This is a genomic window from Geodermatophilus sp. SYSU D00779 (assembly GCF_054050595.1).
Genome location: NZ_JBJGZQ010000012.1, coordinates 97,144 through 120,021, shown reverse-complemented (window position 1 = coordinate 120,021; position 22,878 = coordinate 97,144). Strand labels below are relative to the sequence as shown.

General features: G+C 76.2%; 20 protein-coding genes and 1 riboswitch. Of the genes, 9 read left to right on the top strand and 11 right to left on the bottom strand.

Going from position 1 to position 22,878, the window contains the following annotated elements:
• Window positions 1–6: 6 nt before the first annotated feature.
• A complete protein-coding gene (locus ACI79G_RS11770) occupies window positions 7–1,356 on the bottom strand; it encodes an APC family permease (RefSeq protein WP_456881311.1) in 1,350 nt (449 codons plus the stop codon).
• A gap of 1,732 nt (window positions 1,357–3,088) precedes the next feature.
• On the opposite strand from ACI79G_RS11770, the gene ACI79G_RS11765 reads away from it, so the two are divergent.
• The 3 genes from ACI79G_RS11765 (at window position 3,089) to ACI79G_RS11755 (ending at window position 7,651) form a co-directional block, all read left to right on the top strand.
• Window positions 3,089–5,146, top strand: coding sequence for a SpoIIE family protein phosphatase (locus tag ACI79G_RS11765; RefSeq protein ID WP_456881310.1), 2,058 nt, complete (start codon window positions 3,089–3,091; stop codon window positions 5,144–5,146).
• Between the two features lie 311 nt (window positions 5,147–5,457).
• Entirely contained in the window at window positions 5,458–6,693 is a 1,236-nt protein-coding gene (gene aztD, locus ACI79G_RS11760) for a zinc metallochaperone AztD (RefSeq protein WP_456881309.1), read from the top strand.
• Window positions 6,694–6,724: 31 nt separating this feature from the next.
• Window positions 6,725–7,651: a metal ABC transporter substrate-binding protein gene (locus tag ACI79G_RS11755; protein ID WP_456881308.1), complete on the top strand. Its 927-nt coding sequence runs from the start codon at window positions 6,725–6,727 to the stop codon at window positions 7,649–7,651.
• A gap of 46 nt (window positions 7,652–7,697) precedes the next feature.
• Here the strand turns inward: ACI79G_RS11755 and ACI79G_RS11750 are convergent, their stop codons facing one another.
• A complete protein-coding gene (locus ACI79G_RS11750) occupies window positions 7,698–10,031 on the bottom strand; it encodes a glycoside hydrolase family 65 protein (protein WP_456881307.1) in 2,334 nt (777 codons plus the stop codon).
• A gap of 188 nt (window positions 10,032–10,219) precedes the next feature.
• Window positions 10,220–10,642: an ATP-binding protein gene (locus ACI79G_RS11745; RefSeq protein ID WP_456881306.1), complete on the bottom strand. Its 423-nt coding sequence runs from the start codon at window positions 10,640–10,642 to the stop codon at window positions 10,220–10,222.
• A 284-nt stretch (window positions 10,643–10,926) separates the two neighbouring features.
• Between ACI79G_RS11745 and ACI79G_RS11740 the strand changes: the two genes are divergently transcribed.
• Window positions 10,927–12,315 (top strand): uracil-xanthine permease family protein, encoded by a 1,389-nt coding sequence (locus tag ACI79G_RS11740; protein WP_456881305.1) that lies wholly within the window; start codon window positions 10,927–10,929, stop codon window positions 12,313–12,315.
• A 3-nt stretch (window positions 12,316–12,318) separates the two neighbouring features.
• Here ACI79G_RS11740 and ACI79G_RS11735 read toward each other — a convergent pair whose 3' ends face one another.
• The 5 genes from ACI79G_RS11735 to ACI79G_RS11715 form a co-directional block, all read right to left on the bottom strand.
• On the bottom strand, window positions 12,319–12,897 hold the full coding sequence (locus ACI79G_RS11735; protein ID WP_456881304.1) for a thiamine phosphate synthase: 579 nt from the start codon (window positions 12,895–12,897) through the stop codon (window positions 12,319–12,321).
• Window positions 12,894–13,748, bottom strand: coding sequence for a thiazole synthase (locus tag ACI79G_RS11730; protein ID WP_456881303.1), 855 nt, complete (start codon window positions 13,746–13,748; stop codon window positions 12,894–12,896). Before ACI79G_RS11730 ends, ACI79G_RS11735 begins: the two co-directional genes overlap by 4 nt.
• 2 nt (window positions 13,749–13,750) lie before the next feature.
• Window positions 13,751–13,951, bottom strand: a complete 201-nt coding sequence (gene thiS, locus ACI79G_RS11725) for a sulfur carrier protein ThiS (RefSeq protein WP_456881302.1) — start codon at window positions 13,949–13,951, stop codon at window positions 13,751–13,753.
• Between the two features lie 5 nt (window positions 13,952–13,956).
• Window positions 13,957–15,066: a glycine oxidase ThiO gene (gene thiO / locus ACI79G_RS11720; RefSeq protein WP_456881301.1), complete on the bottom strand. Its 1,110-nt coding sequence runs from the start codon at window positions 15,064–15,066 to the stop codon at window positions 13,957–13,959.
• A complete protein-coding gene (locus tag ACI79G_RS11715; RefSeq protein WP_456881300.1) occupies window positions 15,063–16,409 on the bottom strand; it encodes a purine-cytosine permease family protein in 1,347 nt (448 codons plus the stop codon). The genes thiO and ACI79G_RS11715 overlap by 4 nt, the downstream gene beginning before the upstream one ends.
• Window positions 16,399–16,511: riboswitch (TPP riboswitch) on the bottom strand. (Overlaps the previous gene by 11 nt.)
• Before the next feature lie 34 nt (window positions 16,512–16,545).
• On the opposite strand from ACI79G_RS11715, the gene ACI79G_RS11710 reads away from it, so the two are divergent.
• From ACI79G_RS11710 to ACI79G_RS11700, 3 genes are read left to right on the top strand one after another with little or no spacing between them, the layout of a single operon-like run.
• Window positions 16,546–17,142, top strand: coding sequence for a thiaminase II/PqqC family protein (locus tag ACI79G_RS11710; protein ID WP_456881299.1), 597 nt, complete (start codon window positions 16,546–16,548; stop codon window positions 17,140–17,142).
• A complete protein-coding gene (locus ACI79G_RS11705; protein ID WP_456881298.1) occupies window positions 17,139–17,756 on the top strand; it encodes a TenA family protein in 618 nt (205 codons plus the stop codon). Before ACI79G_RS11710 ends, ACI79G_RS11705 begins: the two co-directional genes overlap by 4 nt.
• Before the next feature lie 56 nt (window positions 17,757–17,812).
• Entirely contained in the window at window positions 17,813–17,983 is a 171-nt protein-coding gene (locus tag ACI79G_RS11700) for a hypothetical protein (RefSeq protein ID WP_456881297.1), read from the top strand.
• 26 nt (window positions 17,984–18,009) lie between these two features.
• Here the strand turns inward: ACI79G_RS11700 and ACI79G_RS11695 are convergent, their stop codons facing one another.
• The 3 genes from ACI79G_RS11695 to ACI79G_RS11685 all read right to left on the bottom strand — a co-directional run bounded on the left by ACI79G_RS11695 (window position 18,010) and on the right by ACI79G_RS11685 (window position 21,666).
• On the bottom strand, window positions 18,010–19,302 hold the full coding sequence (locus ACI79G_RS11695; RefSeq protein ID WP_456881296.1) for an Nramp family divalent metal transporter: 1,293 nt from the start codon (window positions 19,300–19,302) through the stop codon (window positions 18,010–18,012).
• Between the two features lie 102 nt (window positions 19,303–19,404).
• Window positions 19,405–20,109, bottom strand: a complete 705-nt coding sequence (locus ACI79G_RS11690; protein ID WP_456881295.1) for a Mut7-C RNAse domain-containing protein — start codon at window positions 20,107–20,109, stop codon at window positions 19,405–19,407.
• Window positions 20,110–20,208: 99 nt separating this feature from the next.
• Complete coding sequence (locus ACI79G_RS11685) at window positions 20,209–21,666, bottom strand: aminotransferase class I/II-fold pyridoxal phosphate-dependent enzyme (protein WP_456881294.1); 1,458 nt, start codon at window positions 21,664–21,666, stop codon at window positions 20,209–20,211.
• Window positions 21,667–21,763: 97 nt separating this feature from the next.
• On the opposite strand from ACI79G_RS11685, the gene ACI79G_RS11680 reads away from it, so the two are divergent.
• Both ACI79G_RS11680 and ACI79G_RS11675 read left to right on the top strand, forming a co-directional pair.
• Window positions 21,764–22,276 carry a VOC family protein gene (locus ACI79G_RS11680; protein ID WP_456881293.1) on the top strand — a complete coding sequence of 171 codons (513 nt, stop codon included), beginning with the start codon at window positions 21,764–21,766 and terminating at the stop codon, window positions 22,274–22,276.
• Between the two features lie 23 nt (window positions 22,277–22,299).
• Window positions 22,300–22,851 carry a GNAT family N-acetyltransferase gene (locus ACI79G_RS11675; protein ID WP_456881292.1) on the top strand — a complete coding sequence of 184 codons (552 nt, stop codon included), beginning with the start codon at window positions 22,300–22,302 and terminating at the stop codon, window positions 22,849–22,851.
• Window positions 22,852–22,878: the final 27 nt, after the last annotated feature.

The window sequence follows — 22,878 nt, the reverse complement described above, 5'->3', positions numbered from 1 at the left end:
ATCCTGTCAGTCGCGCGGAGCGCCCCCGGCGGCGCTGGGCCGACGTCCGGCCAGCCGGGTGACCACGTGGAGCACGACCCCGGCCAGCAGCAGCAGCGCGGCCAGGCCCCAGACCTGCGCCTCCTGCTGCCACAGGAGCAGCAGGCAGGAGGCGATGCCGAGCACCGGCAGCACCGTCGGGGCGCGGAAGTGCTCGGTCGCCACGGAGTCGCGGCGCAGCACCAGCACCGCGGTGTTCGTGCTGAGGAAGACGAACAGCAGCAGGAGCACCACGGTGTTGGCCAGCGTGGACAGGTCGCCGACGAGGGTCAGCGCCATCGCGACCAGGGTGGTGACGGCGATCGCCACCCACGGCGTCCGGCGGTTGGGCAGCACCCGGCCGAGGACGCCGGGCAGCAGCCGTTGCTCGGCCATCCCGTACGCCATCCGGCTGGCCATGATCATCGTGAGCAGCGCGCCGTTGGCCACCGCGACGAGGGCCACCGCGCTGAACAGCCGGTCGGGGATCCCGGCGTCCGCGGCGCGCACCACCTCCAGCAGCGGGCCGGAGGACGCGGCGAGCTCCTCGGGGGGCAGCACCACCGAGGCCGCCAGGCCGACCAGCACGTAGACCACCCCGGCGGTGAGCAGCGCACCGAACAGCGCCCTCGGGTAGACCCGGCGCACGTCGCGCACCTCCTCGGCGAGGTTGGCCGAGGTCTCGAAGCCGACGAAGGAGTAGTAGGCCAGCAGCGCGGCGGCCAGCACCGCCGAGGCCGGGGCGACGCCGGGCGGGAACTCCACGCTGCGCCCCAGGTCGCCGTCCCCCCGGCCCAGCACCAGCGCACCGAGGACGACGACGAGCACCAGCCCCGACACCTCGACGAGCGTCATCACCAGGTTGGCGCTCAGCGACTCGCGGATGCCGCGGGCGTTGAGCAGCGCCACCAGCAGCAGGAACACCAGCGCCGCCGGCGTCGCGGGCACGTCGAGGAAGACGCCGAGGTAGTCGCCGGCGAAGGCCAGCGCCAGCCCGGCCGCGCTGGTCACGCCGGCGGCGAGCATGCAGAAGCCCACGAGGAACGCGACGAGCGGCTGCCGGAAGGCCCGCTCGGCGTACACGGCCGACCCGCCGGCGCGCGGGTACTTGGTGGCCAGCTCCGCGTAGGACGCCGCGGTGAGCAGGGCCAGCAGCAGCGCGACGAGCAGCGGCACCCAGATCGCCCCGCCCACCTCCGCGGCCACCTGGCCGGCCAGCGCGTAGACGCCGGCGCCGAGGACGTCGCCGAGGATGAACAGGAACAGCAGCGGCCCGGTGACGGCGCGGCGCAGCCGGGTGTCGGTCCGGTCGGCGGGTGGTGCGGCCGGGTCTGTCACCGGTCGAGTCTCAGCAGGGGCGCACGGCCCGGCAACTCCGCGGACCGGGGGGCCGGCACCTCGACACGCCGGGCGCGTCGGGACGCGTCCGGGGGTGACCGGCGCCCTGACCAGCGCGTTCCACGCTCAGGACCGGTGATCTTGTCGACAAGCGGTCGCCCGGGAGGGCGGGTCACCGTCCGCCGCGGGACGCCGTCGCAACGGTTCGGTCACGCGCCCTCCGGGAGGTGTCGCAGGAGGCCGTCGCGCGGGGTCGTCGTCCCTACCGTTCTCCCTGTCCGCAGCGACCGCGGCACCGACCTGAGGAGGACGTCATGGCGAACGACCGGGCAGTGGCTCCGCGTCCGTCGCGCTCGGCTGACGACCTGACCCTCAGTGGCCTCCTCGACGTCCTGGACCGGGCCGAGTCGGGATCCGCGCGCAGCGGGTCGCGCCCCCTGCACCGCACCGGTGCAGCGCGCCGGAAGGCGGCCGTCCGCCCCGTCCCGGTGCCCGCGGCGCGCCCCCGGTCGCTGCCCCTGGCGCCGGCCCCCGCGCCGGTCTGGACCGCGCCGGCCCCGGCTCCCGCGCCCCGCCGGGGCCTGCGGGCGCGGGTGCGCGGCCTGGTCCGCCGGCTCGCGCTCTGGGGTGCCGGCCCCGACGGCGCGCACCTCGCCTGGGGACGCCCGGCCGCGCCTGCCCCCCGCCCCGACGGCCCGGTCGTGCTCACCGAGCTGCCGAACACCCCCACGGTCCAGCCCGCGGCGCCTTCCCCCGCCGCGGCGCTACCCCCGGCCCGGGTCCCCCGGCCGGCTGCCCGCCCCCGCGTCCCGGTGGTCGCCCCGCTCGCCCGGCAGCTGCCGGCACCGCGGCCTGCCCCCGCACCGAGGACCGCGCAGGGAGGCCGCCCGCCGGCAGCCGCCCGGGCCTCCGCCCCGGCCCGGAGCCGGGGCGATCCGCGACCTCCTCCGGCCCGCGGGCAGCCTGTCAGCTGAGAAAGGACCCCGTCCTCCCCACCCCTCGCACGCTCGGGGCGGGACCCGGGACGGGGCCGCTCTCAGGACGGACGCCGTCCCCCGCCCCGTCTCCCGGCACCGGCCGTCGCCCCCTCCGGCGGCCGCAGCCCGGTGGTCTCCGCTCCTCCCGACCGACCCCGCAACCGCTCCTGGCTGTCCCCTCCGACGGTGCTCCCCCCGTCGCCCAGACGTCGCTGCTCCACCGGTACCCGCCTCGACCCCCCGCCGACTGCGCCCCCGAGCGCAGCGCGCGGACCCTCCAGGGAGGCGGCGACCGCAGCGCGGCACGGCTGGCCGGCGACGTGGTCCGTCCGACGGGACGACAGGTCCGCGCCGGTACCCGTCCCCCGGGTCTCTGACCGGCACCGACCTGGCCCGGCGCCGTGGCGGGCGGCGTGCCGGCCCGCAGCCGGCCCGGGAGTCGACCGCAGGAGACGACCCGCAGCCAGGAGCCGGTGCGCCGCAGGACGCGCTCCCCGCGCCGGACACCGCCGCTCCCCCCGCCGACGGCGGGCGCCCTCCCGGCCCGGGGCGCCCGCCGTCGGCATCCGTGCCTCCCCGGCACCCGTGGCCCCGGTCCCGCGCGATGCGCAGTTGTCACATCCGGCACAAGGGGTGGCCGCGGTGGCTCCAGGCGTGAGACAAAGGGAGCACCGCGCGTCCCGGGTGCTCCCACGGGGCTAGTGGACGACAGTCCTGACGTCCGTGCCTGCCCCGAGGATGCGAGTGAGTCGACCGTGAACCTGGATCGGACGCCGGCGGAGACCGGGGACCCCGACCCGGAGGCCGCGGCCGCCCGCCTGCGCTTCGACCTGGCCATCGACGCGGCCGGGATCGGCAGCTTCGACTGGGACCTGGTGACCGGTCGGCTGGAGTGGGACGACCGGCTGCTGGAGATCTTCGGCTTCGACCGGGCCAGCTGGCCGGGGACCATCGAGGCCTTCGCCGAGCGTCTCCACCCCGACGACGCGACCCGCACCCTCCGGGCGCTGCAGCACGCCATCGACACCCAGGGGGAGTACGACGCCGAGTTCCGGGTCGTCCTGCCCACCGGCGAGACGCGCTGGGTGCAGGGCCGGGGCCGGGCGCTGGCCGACGAGGCCGGGAGGTCCGTGCGCCTGCTGGGGGCGGGGTACGACACGACCGAGCACCGCCAGGCGGACGCCCGGGTGGCGCGGGTGCTCGAGTCGATGAACGCCGCGTTCTTCGCCCTCGACCGGGACTGGCGGTTCACCTACGTCAACGGCGAGGCCGAGCGGGTGCTGCAGCGCTCGCGCGGCGACCTGCTGGGTGGCGACATCTGGGAGCTGTTCCCCGCCGCCGTGGGCAGCGACTTCGAGGTGCACTACCGCGGGGCGGCGGCCACCGGGCGCGAGCGGGTCTTCGAGGCCCACTACCCGGCGCCGCTGGACGCCTGGTACGAGGTCCGGGCGTGGCCGGGGCCCGACGGGCTGTCGGTCTACTTCCTCGACGTCACCGAGCGCCGGGCCGCCGAGGAGCGAGCCCGCGCCAGCGCCGCCCGGCTCGCCCTCATCGCCGAGGCCGGTGCGGTCACCGGCGAGACGCTGGGCTCCGGTGCCGGGGAGGACGCCGCGCTGCAGCGGCTGGCCGAGGCCGTCGTCCCCGTGCTGGGGGACTGGGTGATCGTCAGCCTCGCCGGCGCCGACGGCCGGATGCGCGACGTCGGCAGCTGGCACGTCGACCCGGCGCAGCGGGCGACCGTCGCGCGCTACGCCGGGCTGCGCCTGGCCGCGCTGTCACCGGATGCACCGATCATGCGGGCGCTGGCCTCGGGCCGGACGCTGACCGTCGCCGACGTCGGCGCGGCCGTCGGGCGCACCCTGCCTCCCGGCGAGGTCAGCGACGTCTTCTGGGCCCTCGACCCGCGGACGGCGGTGACGCTGCCGCTCGTCGCCCGTGGCCGCACCCTGGGCGCGCTGAGCACCTACCGCTCCGCCGGGCGGCCGGCCGCGGACGAGGACGACGTCGCCACGGCCCAGGAGGTCGCGGCGCGCGTCGCGCTGGCGCTGGACAACGCCCGCCTCTACGAGCAGCAGCGCCGGCTGGCCGAGGGCCTGCAGCGCAGCCTGCTCAGCGCCCCGCCGGCGCCGGACGCCGCGGAGATCGTCGTCCGCTACCAGCCGGCGGTGGAGGTCGCCCAGGTCGGCGGCGACTGGTACGACGCGTTCGTCCAGCCCTCCGGGACGACGATGCTGGTGATCGGCGACGTCGTCGGCCACGACACCGAGGCCGCGGCGGCGATGGGGCAGCTGCGCGGGCTGCTGCGCGGCACCGCCTACCGCGACGGCGTCGGCCCGGCGCGGGTGCTGAGCGACCTCGACGCCGCCATGCAGGGGCTGGGCATGCACACGATGGCGACCGCGGCGGTGGCGCGGGTCGAGCAGAGCCCCGAGCAGCGGGACGCCGGGCTGACCACGCTGCGCTGGTCGAACGCCGGGCACCCGCCACCGCTGGTGCTGCACACCGACGGCCGGGTGGAGGCGCTCGCGGCCGAGCGGCCGGACCTGATGCTGGGCGTCGACCCGGCCACGTCGCGGTCCGAGAGCGTGCTGACCGTGCGCCGCGGGTCGACCCTGCTGCTCTACACCGACGGGCTGGTGGAGGGCCGCGACCTGCCGCTGGACGAGGGCATCGGCCGGCTGAGCGCCGCGCTGGCCGAGCTCGGCGACCGGCCGCTGGAGCAGCTCTGCGACGCGGTCATCGAGCGGCTGCGCCCCGAGCGGCTGCAGGACGACATCGCGCTGGTCGCCATCCGGCTGCACCCGCAGGACTGAGCGAGCCGGTCCGGCTCGCGCCCCGTCGTCGGTGGTGCGCCTGAGCGGCGCATCCCGGCCCCCGACGCGCCACAGGCGCACACCACGCCACCGAGGCGAGCTCGGCGCAGGCCAGGAGCGCACCCCACAGCTCCGATCACCGGCCCGTGCACCACGCGGCCGACCGCCCGTACCCCGTGTGCACCGGGGCCGCGCACCGGGCGCTTAGTGCGAATGATTCTCGTTCTTGCTAGCGTCCCGGCGACCCCCTCTCCCTCCCGGAAGGAGTGGGCGGGCCGGACCCGCCCGTACCGACGATGCCGCGCACCCCCGTGTCCCACCGTCCCCTCGCCGCCGGCCTGGCCCTGCCACTGCTGCTCACCGCCTGTGCGTCCGGGACGAGCGGCCCCTCCGCCGGGACCCCCGCTGCCGAGCCGACACCCCCCTCCGACGTGCAGGAGGTGGCCGCGAGCACCCCGCGGCTGGCGCTCACGCACGACGGGGGAGTGCGGGTCCTCGACGCGACCACGCTCGAGACCGTCGCCGACCTGCCGCTCGACGGCTTCAACCGGCTCAACGGCGCCGGGGACGGCCGCCACCTGCTGGTCAGCACGCAGGGTGGCTTCCGCGTCCTGGACGCCGGTACGTGGACCGAGCCGCACGGCGACCACAGCCACCACTACACGTCCTCCCCTCGGCTCACCGACGTGCTCCACCCCGCTGAGGAACCCGGGCACGTCGTCGCACACGACGGGCGCACCGCCCTGTTCGACGACGGCACCGGCGAGGTCGTCGTCCTCGACAGCGACGCGGTCGCCGACGGTCCGGACGGCGCCCGGCGGCTGACCACGCCCTCGCCGCACCACGGCGTGGCGGTGGCACTGGGCGACGGCACGCTGGTCGTGTCCGAGGGCACCGAGGACGAGCGCACCGGGATCCGCGTGCTCGACGCCGCCGGGGAGGAGATCGCGTCGTCCGACGGCTGCCCCGGCGTGCACGGCGAGGCGGTCGCCGCCGACGACGCCGTCGTCATCGGCTGCGAGGACGGGGCGCTCGTCCACGCCGACGGGCCGATCCGGGAGGTGCAGAGCCCCGACGCCTACGGCCGCATCGGCAACCAGGCCGGCAGCGAGGCCTCCCCGGTGGTGCTCGGCGACTACAAGACCGACCCCGACGCCGAGCTCGAGCGTCCGACCCGGGTCGCCCTGGTCGACACCCGGACGGCGCAGCTGCGGCTGGTCGACCTGCCCGCGTCCTACTCGTTCCGCTCCCTCGGTCGCGGCGAGGACGGCGAGGCGCTGGTGCTGGGCACGGACGGTGCGCTCCACGTCATCGACCCCGAGACAGGCGCCCTCGAGCGCTCGGTCCCGGTGGTCGCGCCGTGGGAGGAGCCGCTGGAGTGGCAGCAGCCGCGCCCGGCGCTGCACGTGCTCGACGGCACCGCCTACGTCACCGAGCCCGCGACCCGTCAGGTCCACGCGGTCGACGTGGTGACCGGCGAGGTGTGGCGGTCCGCCGACGTCGGCGTCCTCCCCGACGAGCTCGCCGGCGTGACCGGCGACGAGTGAGCCCGCGCCCGCCTCTCCAGGAGGAGGTCCCGTGACCGCCCGTCCCGCTCCGGTCCTGCGCTGCTGGACCACCGCCTGCTGCGTCGTGCTCGCGACCGTCGCGTGCTCCGGGGACCCCGGGGCGGACACCGCCGGAGTGCAGGTCGTCGCCTCCGGCTATCCGCTGGAGCACGTCGCCGAGCGGGTCGGGCAGGGGCACGTCATGGTCGAGGGGCTGGTGCCGCCCGGCGGCGACAGCCACCAGGTCGAGCTCACCCCCCGGCAGGTCGGCCGGCTCGGGGAGGTCGACGTCGTCGTGCACCTCTCCGGCCTGCAGCCGTCCACCGACGCAGCGCTCGAGCAGCACGGCCCCGGTCGCGTCGTCGACGCCGCCGACGTCGTCGACCTCGGCGTGGCGACCGGCCGACCGGCCGGGGCCGCGCGCGCGGAGGTGCTGGACCCGCACTTCTGGCTCGATCCCACGCGTCTGGCGGCGGTCGCACGTGCCGTCTCCGACGAGTTCGCGGCGGTCGACCCCGAGCACGCCGGGGACTACGCCGCGGCGGCAGCGGCCCTGGAGACCGAGCTCGCCGAGTTGGACGCGGCGTACCAGGAGGGGTTGGCGAGCTGTCGGGGACGCACCCTGGTGACCTCGCACGAGGCCTTCGGTTACCTCGCGGAGCGCTACGGCCTGGTGCAGGTGGGGATCGCCGGCCTCGATCCCGCGGTCGAGCCCTCACCTGCCCGGTTGCGCGACGTCGCCGAGGTGGTGGAGGGCCGCGACGTGCGGACGGTGTTCTTCGAGGTGTCCACCGGTCCCGGCCTGACCCGCGCCCTCGCCGAGGACCTCGGTCTGCGCACCGGGGTGCTCGACCCGGTGGAGCGCGCCCCGGCGGCGGGCGAGGACTACTCGAGCACCATGCGGGCCAATCTGCGGGCGCTGCAGCAGGGGCTGGACTGCGTACCCGCCGGCGACTGACGACGGCGGTCCGGGGCCGGGGGAGCGCTGTGGTCGAGGCAGGCCCTCACGTGCGTGGTTCGCGGCCGACCGGCTGCCTCGGCTCGTCGAGCAACGGGCTGGGGGCACGGAGCGGCACGGAGACGGGGGCGGTGGCCGTGACCGACAGCCGGGCGCCGTCCACGACGACGGTCACCGGCTCCTCGCCGCGCACGAGCGTGACCGTGGTGCCCTCCCACGTCGTCTCCACACGCAGCAGCCGGCCGCGCCAGGTGACGGAGTAGGCGGTGCGCGAGAGCGACGACGGCAGCAGCGGCGCCAGCTCGAGGTCCTCGTGGTCCTCCCGCAGCCCGCCGAGACCGGCGACGAACGCCAGCCACGCCCCGCCCACGGCGGCCAGGTGCAGGCCGTTCGAGGTGTCGCCCCGGACGTCGCGCAGGTCCACGAGGGCCGCCTCCCGCAGGTAGCGCAGGGCGAGGTCGGGGTGCTGGGCCTGGGCGCACACGACGGCCTGGACGGCGGCCGAGAGCGATGAGTCCCGGACGGTGCGCGCCTCGTAGTAGTCGACGTCGCGCGCCACCTCCTCCGCCGTGAACTCGTCGCGGCACCACCACAGCGCCTGGACCAGGTCGGCCTGCTTCAGCACCTGCCGCCGGTAGAAGTCGGCGTAGTGGTGGTGCTCCTGCACCGGGTAGTGGTCGCGCTCGTCCTCGAAGGGCCACTCCCGGTAGGTCGTGAAGTTGGCGTTCATCGGGTGCACGCGCAGGCGCTCGTCCCACGGGACGTGCACGGCCTCCGCCGCGGACCGCCAGGCGGCGGTCTCGGCGTCGTCCACGCCCAGCTCCGACGCGCGCTCCGGCAGCCCCTCGCACGCATCGGCGGCCCACCGGAGGTTGCGCCGGGCCATGAGGTTGGTGAAGACGTTGTCGTCGACGACCCCGGTGTACTCGTCCGGCCCGGTCATGCCGTACAGGTGCCAGGCGCCGGCCGCGTCCTCGTGCCCGGCCGAGACCCACGACCGCGCCGTCTCGACGAGCACCGCGAGACCCCCGAGGGAGTCGAGGTCCCTGCCGGTGACGTTCTGGTACAGCCAGAAGGCGCGGGCGATGTCGGCGTTGACGTGCATCGCGGCCGTGCTCGCCGGCCAGTACGCGGAGACCTCGCGGCCGCTGATCGTGCGCCACGCGAAGCACGCGCCCGCCAGCCCGAGCGTCCGGGCCCGCTCCCGCGCGAGGTCGAGCGTGGCGGCGCGCCACCGCAGCAGCCGTGCCGCCGCGTCCGGGCGCAGCAGCGTGAGGGCGGGCACGACGAACCCCTCGACGTCCCAGAAGGTGTGGCCGCTGTACCCGATCCCGGTCAGCCCCTTCGCGCCGACGGGGGCACCCGAGATGCAGGCGGCGGAGCAGAACAGCTGGAAGACGGTGTAGCGCAGCGCCTGCTGCAGCTCGGGGTCGCCGTCGACCTCGACGTCCGCCGTCGCCCACAGCTCGTCGAGCGCGGCACGCTGACCGGCGAGCAGACCCTCCCACCCGAGGTCGAAGGCGGAGCTCACGGCCGCCGACGCCTCGGCGAGGACGGAGTCGGACCCGGCGTCGTGCGACCAGCTGTACCCGACGACCTTGACGACCGTGAGGCCCTGCCCCGGGACCAGGTCGGCGGCGACCGTGGTGACGACGTGCTGCTCGTCGACGTGTGTGCTCACCCGCCCGCCGTCGACCTCGTGACCGACCGTGGCCGCCACCGTGATGCCCGATCGGCGGGTCCGTTCCACGAGGGCGCCCCCGCTCGCGTTGCCGATCTGGGCGCGCGGCTCGAAGGCCTCGTCCAGGCACTCCGCGACGCGCGGGTCGTCGTTGTCCACGCCCGCGGGCGTGACCTCGCCGGCGGCCAGCTCGGACCGGACGACGACGTGCGCAGGCCCGTCCAGGACGCGGACCTCGTACCGCACCGCGCAGACCGCCCGCTCGACCAGGGAGACGAGCCGCCGCGAGGACACCTCCACCGACGTGCCCGACGGCGTCGTCCAGCGCACGCGGCGGTCCAGCGTGCCGGCGCGCAGGTCCAGCGTGCGCTCGTGGACGTCCAGCTCGAACTCGCGCAGGTCGAGCGGGACCCCGTCGACCAGCAGGCGCAGCGGCGTGCCGTCGGCGACGGTGAGCATCGCCTGCCCCTCCCCGGGCTGCCCGAACCCGCCCTCGGGATAGGACAGCGGGTGTGTCTCGTAGACCCCGGAGAGGTAGGTGCCGCGCATGCCGAAGGGCTCGACCTCGTCGAGCGTCCCCCGGATCCCGACGTAGCCGTTCGCGAGACCGAAGAGCGACTCGGCGACGCCGAGCGTCCCGGGATCGACGTGCGGCTCGCGCACCAGCCACGGGTCGGTGTCGAGGGTCGGGGCGCTCACGTGCGGTCCTCGTCTGCGTCGTCCGGAACGGGACGGACGCACGGGGCCGGCGTCCCGCCTCCTGTCCTACCGGTCGGCGCACCCCGGCGCGATCCGGAGGGGGTCCCACCGCCGGCCCGTCCCGAGGCTCCGGCCCCGTCTCGGGTCCCGCCCCGAGCGGGCGAGGGGCGGGGAGGAGGGGCCCTCCCTCAGGGCGCCAGCACGGCCCAGACGTGCTTGGCGCCGGCGGTGACGTACCAGCCGTGGTCGGTGGCCAGCTCGGCGATGAGGTAGAGCCCGAGCCCGCCCTCGCTGGGGTCGCGGTTCACGGCAGGGGCGGGCGGGGTGCCCGGCGCGCCGTCGCGGACCTCGATCAGCCAGGCGTTCGCCAGCGGGCGCACCGTGGCGCGGACCCGGCCGCCGCCGTGCCGCAGTGCGTTGGAGGCCAACTCGTCCAGGGCCAGGACCAGCCGGTCACGCAGGTCGGCCTGGTGCGGGCCGTCGAGGTGGGCCCGCACCTCGGCGCGGACGACGGGCAGCTCGGCGACGCTTCCGAGGTCCCAGGCGAAGTACTCCGGAGCCGCGGGCGGTCGTGCGGACGGCCACAGCTGTCGGACCGTCTCGCCTGTCACGCCGTGGTCCCCTCACGTGCTCGTCCCGCCCGGAGGCGCCCCCTGGCCGTCGCCCGATGGGCGCGACCGACCTTCGGCTCGCGAGCGAGTCGAACACCTGCGTATGGGTCAGCGCGGGCGGTCTCAAACATCGTGGGACAGCTGTCACACGGTGGCCAGTGCAGGCGGTGTGCCGCGGCGGCGCGATGAGGCCGCTCAGCGGATCGCAACCGCGGCGACACCGCGGTGGAACACCGGGCGGCGAGCCTGCTCCGGGAAGCGACCCCACCGTGAGGAGTGCTGCGATGGCGACCACCCGGCCGGCGAGCGCCCGGACGTACGACCGCACCGACCCGAACGCCCGGCCGCCGTGGAACGAGGCGGTGCCGCTGGGTCTGCAGCACGTGCTGGCGATGTTCACCTCGAACCTCACCCCGGCGATCCTGCTGGCCGGGGTCATCGGCGCGACGACCGGCGAGGCGGTGCTGCTGGTGCAGGCGGCCCTGCTGTGCGCGGGGCTGGCCACGCTGCTGCAGACCGTCGGCATCGGCCCGGTCGGCAGCCGGCTGCCCCTGATGATGGGCTCGGGCTTCGCGTTCATCGCCGTCGCCGTCCCGCTGGCCGGGGACCACGGTCTCGACGCCGTCCTCGGCGGGGTGCTGGTCACCGCCGCGGTCCAGGTCGCCATCGCGCTGGGCATCCACCGCGTCGCCGGGCTGTTCCCGCCGGTGGTGACCGGGACGATCATCCTGGTCATCGGCCTGGGGCTGCTGCCCAGCGGCGTCAACCTGGCCGCCGGCGGCGTCGGCTCCCCGGACTTCGGCGCGCCGGTCAACCTGGCCGTCGCCGGCCTCGTGCTGGTGCTCACGGTGGTCCTCAACCAGTTCTGCCGCGGGCTGCTGTGCAGCGCCTCGGTGCTGATCGCGGTGGCCGTCGGCTACGTGGTGTCGATCCCGCTGGGTCTGCTCGACCTCTCCGGCGTCGGCGACCGGCCGCTGGTCGCGGTGCCGGCGCCGTTCGAGTTCGGGGTGTCCTTCCCGCTGGTCGCGGTGCTGTCGATGGCCGTCGTCGGGGTGGTCAACATGGTCGACTCGGTGGGCACCGTGCACGCGGTGACCGAGGGCGGCGCCGGCCGGCCGGCGACCGCGCGGGAGCTGCGCGGCGGCATCCTCGCCGAGGGCGGCAGCGCGGTCCTCGGCGGCGTCCTCGGTGCCCTGCCGACGACGATGTTCAGCCAGAACATCGGCCTGGTCGCCCTCACCAAGCAGATGAGCCGGCACGTGGTCACCCTGGGCGCGGTCGTGCTGGTCGCCCTCTCGCTGCTGCCGCAGGTGGCCGCGGTACTCGCCGCGATCCCGCCCGCGGTCCTCGGCGGCGGGGTGCTGGTGCTCTTCGGCATGGTCGTCGCGATCGGCATCCAGCTGCTCAGCAAGGACGGCCTGGACACCCGCGCGCTGCTCATCGTGGCGTTGTCGGTCGGCCTGGGCCGGGGCATCGCCGCCGCGCCGGACGCCGTCGACCGGGTGACCGGCGAGTGGGGCGCGCTGTTCGACTCGGGCATCGTGGTCGCGGCCGTCGTCGCCGTCGTCCTCAACCTCGTGCTGCCCGGCCGGAAGGGCGCCGGTGAGCCGCCGGCGCCGGCCGAGGTGGTCGTGGACGACGTGGTGGCCGGGCAGCGGCCCGCGGTGGGTTGAGCGTCAGGGGGCCAGGGCGGTGAGGTACCGCCGGACGACGGACGGGTCGCGCATCACCGGGCCCATGACCGCGACGCCGTGCGCCCCGGCGGCTCGGCAGCCGGCGACGTCGTCCGGGCCGACCCCGCCCAGGGCGAGCACCGGCGGCGCGCCCGGGACCAGCGCGGCCAGCCCGTCGAGGCCGAGCGCCGGCCCGTAGCCGGGTTTGGAGGCGGTGGGGAAGACCGGGGAGAGGAACACCCAGTCGCACCCCTCCGCGGCCGCCCGGGCGAGCTCGGCAGCCGAGTGGCAGGAGCGGCCCAGCAGCGGCGGCCGCACCGCGGGGAGCGGGTCGGCGGCGGCCAGGTGCACCGGGACGCCGTCCGGTGCGCCGGCCGCCCCACCCCACACCACCAGGCCGCCCACCGCGTCGAGCACCGCCCGCAGGTCCGCGGCCAGCGCCCTCCGTTCGGGGGCGGGCAGGTCCTTGTCACGCAGGAGCACTGCCCGCGCCCCGTGCGCGACTGCCGCGGCGACCACCTCGGCCAGCGGCCCGGCGGCCTGCGTCCGGTCGGTGACGACGAGCAGCCGGGGCAGCGTCACAGCTCCGGCAGGCCCTCGAAGGAGGTGGAGGCCTCGGCGTGCCAGCGGCGCGGGATCCGGCCGGCGAGCAACGCCTGCCGGCCACCCTCGACCGCCTGCCGCATGGCCAGCGCCATCCGCTCGGGGTCGCGCGCGCGGGTCACCGCGGAGGCCAGCAGCACCGCGTCGCAGCCGAGCTCCATCGCCAGCGCGGCGTCCGAGGCGGTGCCGATGCCGGCGTCCAGCACCACCGGGACGTCGACGCCCTCCCGTAGCAGCGCGATGTTGTGCGGGTTGCGGATTCCCAGCCCGCTGCCGATCGGCGAGCCCAGCGGCATGACCGCGGCGCACCCGGAGTCGGCCAGCCGGCGACCGAGGATGGGGTCGTCGGTGGTGTAGGCGAGCACGGTGAAGTCGTCGGCGACCAGCTGCTCGGCGGCGTCGAGCAGTTCGACGGCGTCGGGCAGGAGGGTGTGCTCGTCGCCGATCACCTCGAGCTTCACCCAGGACGTGCCGAACGCCTCGCGGGCCAGCCGCGCGGTGAGCACGGCCTCGCGGGCGGTGCGGCAGCCGGCGGTGTTGGGCAGCAGCCGCACGCCGCAGCGGTCGAGCACCTCGAGCATCGACGCGCTCGACGACGCCTCCACCCGGCGCAGCGCCACCGTGACCAGCTGGGTGCCCGAGGCCCGCACCGCCGCCTCGAGGGTCTCGAGGTCGGGCACGCCGCCGGTGCCGAGCAGCAGCCGGGAGGTGAAGGTCTCGCCGGCGATCACGAACGGGTCGGTGGCCTCCTCGGAGGCGAGGGCCGGCGCCACGTCGCTGGTCAGGTCCTGGCGCGGTGCGGGGGACGGGGTCCGGGTGGGCGAGGGCATCGTCAGCCTCCTGCGGTCGGGGCGAGCACCTCGAGGGTGTCGCCGGGGGAGATGCGCGTCGCCGGCCAGCTGCTCCGGGGGACGACGTCCCCGTTCAGCGCCACCGCGACCCGGTCGTGCGCGCCGCTGCGCGCGGCGACCAGGTCGGCGACGGTGGCGTCCGCGGCCAGCTCGGTGTCCTCGCCGTTGACGGTGACCTGCATGACGGCTACCTCCCGAAGCGGTCGGCGGTGAAGGGAGCGGCGAGCTCGGGCAGCCTGCCCGTGGCCAGCAGCTCGGCGGTCACCTCGGCGGTGACCGGGGTGAGCAGCACGCCGTTGCGGTGGTGCCCGGTGGCCAGCACCAGGCCCGGCAGCGGGCCGGGGCCCAGGAGCGGGGCGTTGTCCGGCGTGCCGGGGCGCCACCGGGCCAGCGTCTCGACCAGCTCCAGCTCGCTGATCCCGGGGACGACGTCGATCGCGTCGTGCAGCAGGTCGTGCACCCCGCCCGCGGTGACGGTCGGGTCGAACCCGCGGTCCTCGGTCGTCGCGCCGACGATGAGCCGGTCGCCCGCGTAGGGCACCAGGTAGACGGGCCGGCCGCGGACCAGCGCGCGCACCGTGCCCTCGAGCAGGTCGCCCGCGCCGGCCAGCCGCAGGATCTGGCCCTTCACCGGGCGCACCGGCAGCGGCGGGACCCCGGGCAGGCGGCCGCTGTGCGCGCCGAGCGCCAGGACGACGCTGCCGGCCGCCACCGTGCCGCCGTCCGCCGTCTCCAGGCCCGCCGCCCGGCCGCCGACGACGCGCAGCTCGGTGACCCGGTCGCGCACCAGGCGCACCCCGGCGTCCAGCGCGGCGACCAGCAGCGCGGCGTGCAGGGCCCGGCCGTCGACGGAGTGGTCGCCGGCGACGAGCAGCCCACCGCGCACCCGCGGGGTCAGCGAGGGCTCGCGACGGCGGGCCTCCCGCGGGGTGAGCCGCTCGGCGTCCAGGCCCAGCTCCCGCTGGAAGGCGTGCAGCGCGGCGAGCTCGCGGACGTCGTCCTCGTCGAAGCCGACGACGAGCGTGCCGGCCGTGCGCAGCCCGACCGGGGTGCCGCTGGCCCGCTCGACCTCCGCGGCGAAGGCCGGCCAGCGCTCGACCGAGGCCAGGCCCAGCCGCAGCAGCGCCTCCTCGCGGTAGCCGGCCTCGGTGACCGGGGCGAGCATCCCGGCCGCGGCGGCCGACGCGCCGGTACCGGGGGAGTCGTCGACGACGGTGACCGAGAGCCCCCGTCGGGCCGCCTGCCAGGCCGTGGCCAGCCCGATGAGACCCCCGCCGGCGACCGCGACGTCGCTCATGCCGGCAGTCTCCGCCGCCGCAGCCACCCCGGCAGGCAGATCGGCGCGGTGAGCAGCACCGCGACACCCAGGCCCACCAGCGACGCCGACCAGCCGTTGGCCGGGTCGATGCCGAGGTCGGCCTGGCGGGCGGTCCACCACGCCGTCCAGCCGGCGCCGGGGCCGGAGAGGTGGGTCGGGAGGGTGAGCTGGTAGGCGACGAAGCCGGCGAGCCACGGCAGCAGGAGCAGCGGCCGGGCGGGGGCGGTGTCGGAGGTGTCCCAGGCGCCGCGCGGGGTGGTGGAGTAGGCGACGGCGAAGACGCCGACCAGCGGGACGAACACCGCGCCGATGAGGAAGAGGAACGGCTCGTAGGCGGCGATGTCGAAGGTCAGCGCCAGCAGCGTCGCGACGGTGCCGACGGCCAGCGCGAGCAGCCGGCGGTCCGCGCGGGCGACGAGGTTCTGGGTCGAGATCGCGGTGGAGTAGACGTTGGCGAAGGCCTCGTCGAGCTCGACGGTGACCAGCACGAGCACCGCCACGGCGCCGAGCGGGACGGCGAGCAGCGCGTCGATGACGTCGAGCCCGGAGCTGCCGTAGGCGGCCAGCGCCAGGACGCCGAGGGTGAACATCACGACGGTGGCCAGGCCGTAGCCGAGCGAGGCCCCGGTGAACGCCGCCCGGCCGCTGCGCGCGTGCCGGGTGTAGTCGGCGACCAGGGGGAACCAGGAGATCGGCAGGGCGATGACGATGTCCGCCGCCGTCCAGAAGGACGTCGCCGCGCCGTTCGCCAGCGGCGGCAGCGGCTCGGCGAGCACCTCGACGAAGAGGTACACGACCGCGGCCAGCGCCGCCCAGACGGCGTAGCGGGCCAGCACGCGGGCCACGCCGAGCGGGCGCAGCGCCATCGCGGTGGCCAGCGCGCCGGCGACCAGCACGAACGGCCAGCGCGGCGCGTCGAGCACCCGCGACGCGGCCTCGGCGATGATCACGATCTCGAAGGTCGCCCAGCCGACGCACTGCACGAGGTTGAGCGCGGTGGGCAGCGCGGAGGCGCGGCGGCCGAGGAGCCCGCGCAGCAGCACCATCGTCGGCACCCGTTCCCGCGCGCCGGCCGCGGCGGCCAGCCCGAGGAGGACCGCGCCGATCGCGGCGCCGACGACGATCGCGCCGAGCGTCGTCGACAGCGGCCGGCCCGGGAGGACGACGAACACCGCGGCGACCGGCAGCAGCAGGCTGACGCCGAGGTTGGCCCACAGGCCGAAGGAGTCGCGCAGGCCCAGCGTGGTGGCGGGGGCCTGGTCGAGGGTGAGGGGCGCGTCCGCGGTGGGCGCGCTGGTGCGGACGTCGTCCGACGTGCTCATGGTCGCTCCCTACGCCGGCATTACCCGGTCAGGTTCCAGCGGTCGGCGACGCGTCGAGTCGCCCTCTCAGCCCGGTCCGCCCGAGCTCCCGCACATGGCGGTGCCCACAGTAGCCCCGACGCGTACGGTCGCCGCCGTGCCGGTCGCCGACCTCCTCCCCCGCCACCCCGACGCCTGGCGGGGGGCGACCCGCCACCCGTTCCTCGACGCCGTGCGCGACGGGACGATCCCGGTCGCCGCCTTCGACACCTGGCTCGTCCAGGACGCGCGCTTCGTCGCCGACCTGCTGCGCTTCCAGGCCCGCCTGCTGGCACGGGCGCCCCGGCCGGCGCAGGCCGTCCTCGCCGGTGGGCTGGTCGCGCTGGTCGACGAGCTGGGCTGGTTCGAGGAGCAGGCCGCCGTCCGCGGGCTGGACCTCGGCGCGCCCGCGCTGCCGGCCACGGCCGCCTACGCGGAGCTGCTCGAGCGGCTCGACGCCGCCGACGCCGGGACGGCGCTGACCGCGCTGTGGACGATCGAGCGCACCTACCTCGACGCGTGGTCGGGAGCGTCGCCCGGGGCTCCGGGGTACCGCGCCTTCGTCGAGCACTGGACGCAGCCCGGGTTCGCCGACTACGTCGCCGGCCTGGAGGCGGCGGCGGACGGCGTCCCCGCCCCCGATGCCGACGCGGTGTTCACCGAGGTGGTCGCGGCCGAGACCGCCTTCTGGGCGATGGCGGTGGAGGCGGCGTGACGCTCTCCGCCGACCTCTGGGCGGCCAACGCCGACCTGGCCGCGGCGGCGCTGGCGCACCCGTTCGTCGCGGGCATCGGCGACGGCACGCTGCCCCGGGAGCGCTTCGCCGGCTACGTCGCGCAGGACGCCTTCTTCCTCGAGTCCTTCGCCCGGGCCTACGCCCTCGGTGTCGCGCACAGCCCCGACCGGGCCACCCTCGACGCCTTCGCCGACCTGCTCGTCGGCGTCCGCGAGGAGCTGCGGCTGCACGCCGGCTACGCCGCCCGCTGGGGCATCGACCTGGCCGGCGTCGAGCCGCTGCCGGCGACCACCGCCTACACCGACTTCCTGCTGGCCACGGCGTCCCTCGGCGGGGTCGGCGCCACCTGCGCCGCGATGACCCCGTGCATGCGGCTCTACGCGCACCTGGGCCGGTCGCTGTCGGCGGAGCGCGCCGGGGACTACGCCGAGTGGGTCACCACCTACGCCGACCCGGGCTTCGAGGAGCTCGCCGCCGGCCTGGAGCGGCTGCTCGACCGGCACGCCTCCGACGTCCCCGCGGTGCGGACGGCCTACCGGCGGGCGATGCGCCTGGAGGTCGGCTTCTTCGACGCCGCCTGGCGCGGAGCCTGACCGCCGGGTTCCACGTGGAACCAGCAGCTCTCACGGGACGCTGGTTGACTGCCGGCATGGTCGCGCCGATCCCCGAGCCGGACCCGAGCATCGATCCGACCGAGCCGGTGCCCGACGACCCGGGGGAGCTGCTCCCCGACGCGCCGGAGCCCCTCCCGCCCCCGCCGATCGAGCCGACACCCGACGACCCCGGCGGCGATCCGGGCGGCGTCCCGGAGCCCGCCTGACGGCGGGACGGACGCCGGGTCCTCCCTCAGCCGAGGACGAAGCCCAGCAGCAGGTGGCCGTTGAGCCCGATGATGAGGGCCGCGACCACCGCACCGGCGACGGTCGTGACCCGCCGGTTCACCCAGCCGCCCATCAGGTCGCGGCGGCTGGTCAGCCACAGCAGCGGAACCAGCGCGAACGGGATGCCGAAAGAGAGCACCACCTGGGACCAGACCAGCGCGGTCGTCGGGTCGCCGCCGAGCAGCAGCACCAGCAGCGCCGGGGCGAGGGTGATCAGCCGCCGGGCGAGCACCGGGATGTGCCGGCGCAGGAAACCGGCCATGACCACCTGGCCGGCGTGCGTGCCGACCGACGAGGAGGCGAAGCCCGAGGCCAGCAGCGCGAGCGCGAAGGCCAGCGACGCCCCGGCGCCGAGCTGGTCGCCGAGCCCGGCGTGCACGCCCTCCAGCGAGCCGGCGTCGCCCCCGCCGGTGAACAGCTGCGCCGCGATGACCAGCATCGCCGCGTTGACCAGCCCGGCCAGGCCCATGGCCAGCAGCACGTCGAGCCGCTGGGCCCGCAGCAGGCGGCGCCGTCCCTCGGCCGTGCGCCCGGCGGTGACGACGTCGCCGTAGCGGCCCGGGGTGAGCGCGGAGTGCACGTAGATGACGTGCGGCATCACCGTCGCGCCGAGGATGCCGGCGGCGAGCACCAGGCTGTCCGGACCGGCGAACGAGGGCACCAGGCCGCCGGCCAGCCCGCCCACGTCGACGCCCGAGCCGACCAGCGTGTAGCCGAAGCCCAGCCCGATGACCAGCAGCAGGCCGGTGATCACCCGCTCGAACGGCCGGTGCCCGCGCGACTGCGCGGCCAGCAGCACGAAGGCGACGACGGCGGTGATCAGCCCGCCGACGGGCAGCGGGACGCCGAACAGCAGGTTGAGCGCGACCGCGCCGCCGACGATCTCGGCCAGGTCGGTGGCGATCGCGACCGCCTCGGCCTGCAGCCACAGCCCCCGGGTGACCGGCTTGGGCAGCCGTTCGCGGCAGTTGGTGGCCAGGTCACGGCCGGTGGCCAGGCCGAGCTTCGCGGTCAGTGACTGGATGAGCATCGCCATGAGGTTGGCCGCGACGATCACCCACAGCAGCGTGTAGCCGAAGGCCGCGCCGCCGGAGAAGTTGGTCGCGAAGTTGCCCGGGTCCACGTAGGCGACCGCGGCCACGAACGCCGGCCCGAGCAGCGGCCAGATGCGGCGCCGGCCGGTGGCCTGGGGAGGTCGTCTCGGCGTGCCGACCAGCGTGGTGGGCAGGACGGCGGCCTCGGTCTTCGACAGGTACACGGCGGCCTCGCAGGTGCAGGTCGGTGGGCGGTCGCTCCTGTCCTGCCCCCCGCCGGTGTCACACCGGGGCCAGCCCGTGGCCCCCGGGGGCCGAAGTGAGCCTCACCTACGCCGCGCGGCCGCCACGAGTTCGTCGATGCGACGGGCGTGCGCGCCGTGCCAGTAGACCCGGCCGCACGCCGGGCAGCGGGAGAAGTCGTCGAAGGTCCGGCGGGTGCCCGGTGGCAGCCGGTCGGCCACGTCGGCCTTCGGCACCGCCTCGAGCCGGGCGCCGCAGGCGGTGCACCGGGTCAGCGGGGCCAGGGACGGCGCGAACCGGTCGAGGACGTCGGCCAGCTGGTCGTCCGGCCGGCTCCCGCGCACCAGCGCCCCGGGCACCCCGCGCCGCATCAGCAGGCCGCGGTCCTGGGTGAGCAGCACCCGCTCCTCGGCGACGGCCCGCGCGGCGAGGTCGGCGTCCTCGGCGTCGTGGGACCAGGCGGCGTCCAGACCGAGCAGCCGCAGCCGACGGGCCAGCGTGCCCAGCCCGACGTCGAGCAGGAAGCCGCCGGACGGCACCGGCTGCGGGCGGGGGACCGGCTCGACCTCGAGGACGGCGCCGGGACGGGTGCGCGCCGACAGCGGCACGGGCCGGTCGTCCACCCGCACCGCGCCCACCTCGGTCAGGGGCACGCCGGCGGCCTGGACGAGGTGGGCGACCGTGGCGTCGGGATCGAAGCGCATCCGCCGGACGCCCCGGTGCCGGTCCCGCCCCGGCAGCAGGAAGCGCAGCGGCGCCGGGACGACGACGTCGACGTCCTCGGTCACCGCTGCGCCTCCCGGCTCACACGACGACTCTGGCCTGGTCCCGCGCCTCGGTCCGCTCCTCGCCCGCTGGCGCTCGCTGCGATGCTCCCTCGGCTGTCATCAGGCGACCACGCGCAGGGTCTGCATCGACGGGTCGGCGGCGTCCGGGACCAGCATCCCCGCCCGCACCCCGGTGGTCAGGTAGTCGACGGCCTCCTGGCTGATCCGCTCCCCGGGCGCGAGCACCGGCACCCCCGGCGGGTAGGGGCTCACCATCTCCGCGGCGATCCGGCCGGCCGCCTCGGCCGCCGGCACCTGCTCGACCCGGCCGAAGAACGCGTCGCGGGGCAGCATCACCTGCTCCAGCTCCAGCGACCGGGGCTCGGGCAGGTCCACCCGGGGCGGGCGCTCCATCGACCCGGCGCCGTCCACCAGACCCTGCAGCGCGTCGAGCAGGACCTTCTCGGTCTCGTCGTCGTCGGCGTGGGTGATCCGCGCGCTGATCCGGCAGGCGTCGGCCGACCCGACGTCGACGTGCCGCTCGGCGCGCAGCCAGTCGCCGGCCTGGTAGCCGGTGATCCCGAGCGGCCGGACGTCGATGGTGAACACCAGTGGATCGAGGTCGAAGGCGCCACCGGGGCGCACCACCTCACGGCCCATCAGCGACAACCCGTCCATCCCGTCGATGGCCGCCCGGATGCGCGCGGCCCGCTCCAGGGCGCGGCCGAGCAGGTCCTCGCCGTGCTCGACCATCTGGCGCCGCCAGCCGTCCAGCGTCAGGTAGACCAGCGACGAGGAGCTCGTCGTCCCCAGGAGGTCCTCCCGGGCCTTGAGCACGTTCGGGTCGACCCGGTCGCCCTTGAGGTGGAAGACCGAGCTCTGCTCGATCGCCCCGCCCATCTTGTGCACGCTGGTCACGACCAGGTCGGCGCCGGCGTCCATGCCCCAGGCCGGCAGGTCGGGGTGGAAGGGCAGGTGCGCGCCCCACGCCTCGTCGACGATCAGCGGCACGTCGGCGGCGTGGCACGTCTCGGCGACCCCGGCGATGTCCGCGCAGGTGCCCCAGTCGGTCGGCGTGATGAGGAGCACGCCCTTGGCGTCGGGGTGCTCCGCCAGCGCCCGGCGCACGTCCTCCGGCTCCGGCGGGTGGGCCAGCTGCAGGTCCGGGTCGAAGTGCGGGTGCACCCACACCGGCTGGATGCCGCTGATGATCAGCCCGGCGACCACCGACTTGTGCGCGTTGCGGCTGACCAGCAACTTCTCGCCGGGCCCGGCGACCGAGATCATCGCGCTCTTCACCGACAGGGAGCTGCCGCAGGTCGAGAGGAAGGCCCTGTCGGCGTCGACGGCGTCGGCCATGAGGTCCTCGGCCTGCGTGGTGACCCCCTGCGACTCCCGCCGGTCGTCGAGGCCGTTGAGCGAGAGGACGTCGGAGGCGAAGACGCCCTCGCCGACGACCTCGACCACCCGGGGGTCGGCGCCGCGGCCCTGCTTGTGGCCGGGCGGGCCGTAGACGAGGTCGCCGCGGCGACGGAACTCCTGCAGTGCCTCGAGGACGGGGGCGCGTGAGTGGTCCATGGGCAGCCCCTACCCGATCGGCCGCCATGGATGCTTGAAGTCTCAAGCAACGGCGCGCACACTGGAGGACGTCGCCCCGATCCGTCAGGAGCCCGCCGTGCCCGTCCAGCGCCTCAACCACGCCGTCCTCTACGTCCGGGACGTGCAGCGCAGCCTCGCCTTCTACCGCGACGTCCTCGGCTTCCGGGTGACGACCGAGATCCCCGGTGCCGCGGTGTTCCTGCAGGCCGAGGGGTCGACCAACGACCACGACCTGGGCCTGTTCCAGGTGGGCGCCGCGGCCGGCGCCTCCGAGGCCGGCCGGCGCACCGTCGGCCTGTACCACCTGGCCTGGGAGGTCGACACGCTCGCCGAGCTGGCCCGCGTCCGCGACGCGCTGCTGCAGGCCGGCGCGCTGGTCGGGGCCTCGGACCACGTCACCACCAAGGCCCTCTACGCGCAGGACCCCGACGGGCTGGAGTTCGAGGTCTCCTGGCTGCTCCCGGCCGCGCTCATCACACCGGAGCTCACCGAGGGCGCCCCGATGACCGCCCCGTTGGACCTCGACCGCGAGATCGCCCGCTACGGGGCCGACACCCGCGGCGGCGTGGGGGTCTCCGTCCCCGCCTGAGCGTCCGGGGAGGATGCCTCCCCGTGGACCCGGTCGAGCTCGACGCCGGCGCGCTGCGCCTGCGGCCCTGGCGGGAGGACGACGCCGACGACGTCGTCGCGGCGATGCAGGACCCGGTCATGCGGCTGTGGAACGGGCTGCCGGCCACGACCCGCCCCGACGCCGTGGCCTTCCTGCGCCGGCGCGGCGACTGGACCGCCGGCGACCACGCCTCCTGGGCGGTCACCGACGCCGCGAGCGGCGCGCTGCTCGGCTCGGTGTCGCTGCACTCCGTCGCCGTCGCGCAGGGCAACGCGCAGGTCGGCTACTGGACCGTGCCGGCCGCCCGCGGGCGCGCCGTCGCCGCCCGGGCGGTGGACGCGGCCTGCCGGTGGGCCTTCGCGGCCGTGCCGCTGGATCGGGTGGAGCTGTGCCACGCCGTGGAGAACACCGCCTCCGGCCGGGTGGCCGAGAAGGCCGGCTTCACCCTCGAGGGACGGCTGCGCCGCTCGTACCGGTACGGCGACGGGCTCAAGCACGACGAGCTCATCTGGAGCCGGCTGGCCGACGACGCCGCACCGGATCTCGGCAGCTGAGCCCTCCGGCCATCTCCGCGGGGATGA

Bases quoted from the DNA above. Each gene is read 5' to 3' on its own strand.
- ACI79G_RS11740 (WP_456881305.1), top strand. From the start codon at position 10,927: ATGGCGACCACCCGGCCGGCGAGCGCCCGGACGTACGACCGCACCGAC.
- ACI79G_RS11730 (WP_456881303.1), bottom strand. From the start codon at position 13,748: ATGCCCTCGCCCACCCGGACCCCGTCCCCCGCACCGCGCCAGGACCTG.
- thiS (WP_456881302.1), bottom strand. From the start codon at position 13,951: ATGCAGGTCACCGTCAACGGCGAGGACACCGAGCTGGCCGCGGACGCC.
- thiO (WP_456881301.1), bottom strand. From the start codon at position 15,066: ATGAGCGACGTCGCGGTCGCCGGCGGGGGTCTCATCGGGCTGGCCACG.
- ACI79G_RS11715 (WP_456881300.1), bottom strand. From the start codon at position 16,409: ATGAGCACGTCGGACGACGTCCGCACCAGCGCGCCCACCGCGGACGCG.
- ACI79G_RS11700 (WP_456881297.1), top strand. From the start codon at position 17,813: ATGGTCGCGCCGATCCCCGAGCCGGACCCGAGCATCGATCCGACCGAG.
- ACI79G_RS11685 (WP_456881294.1), bottom strand. From the start codon at position 21,666: ATGGACCACTCACGCGCCCCCGTCCTCGAGGCACTGCAGGAGTTCCGT.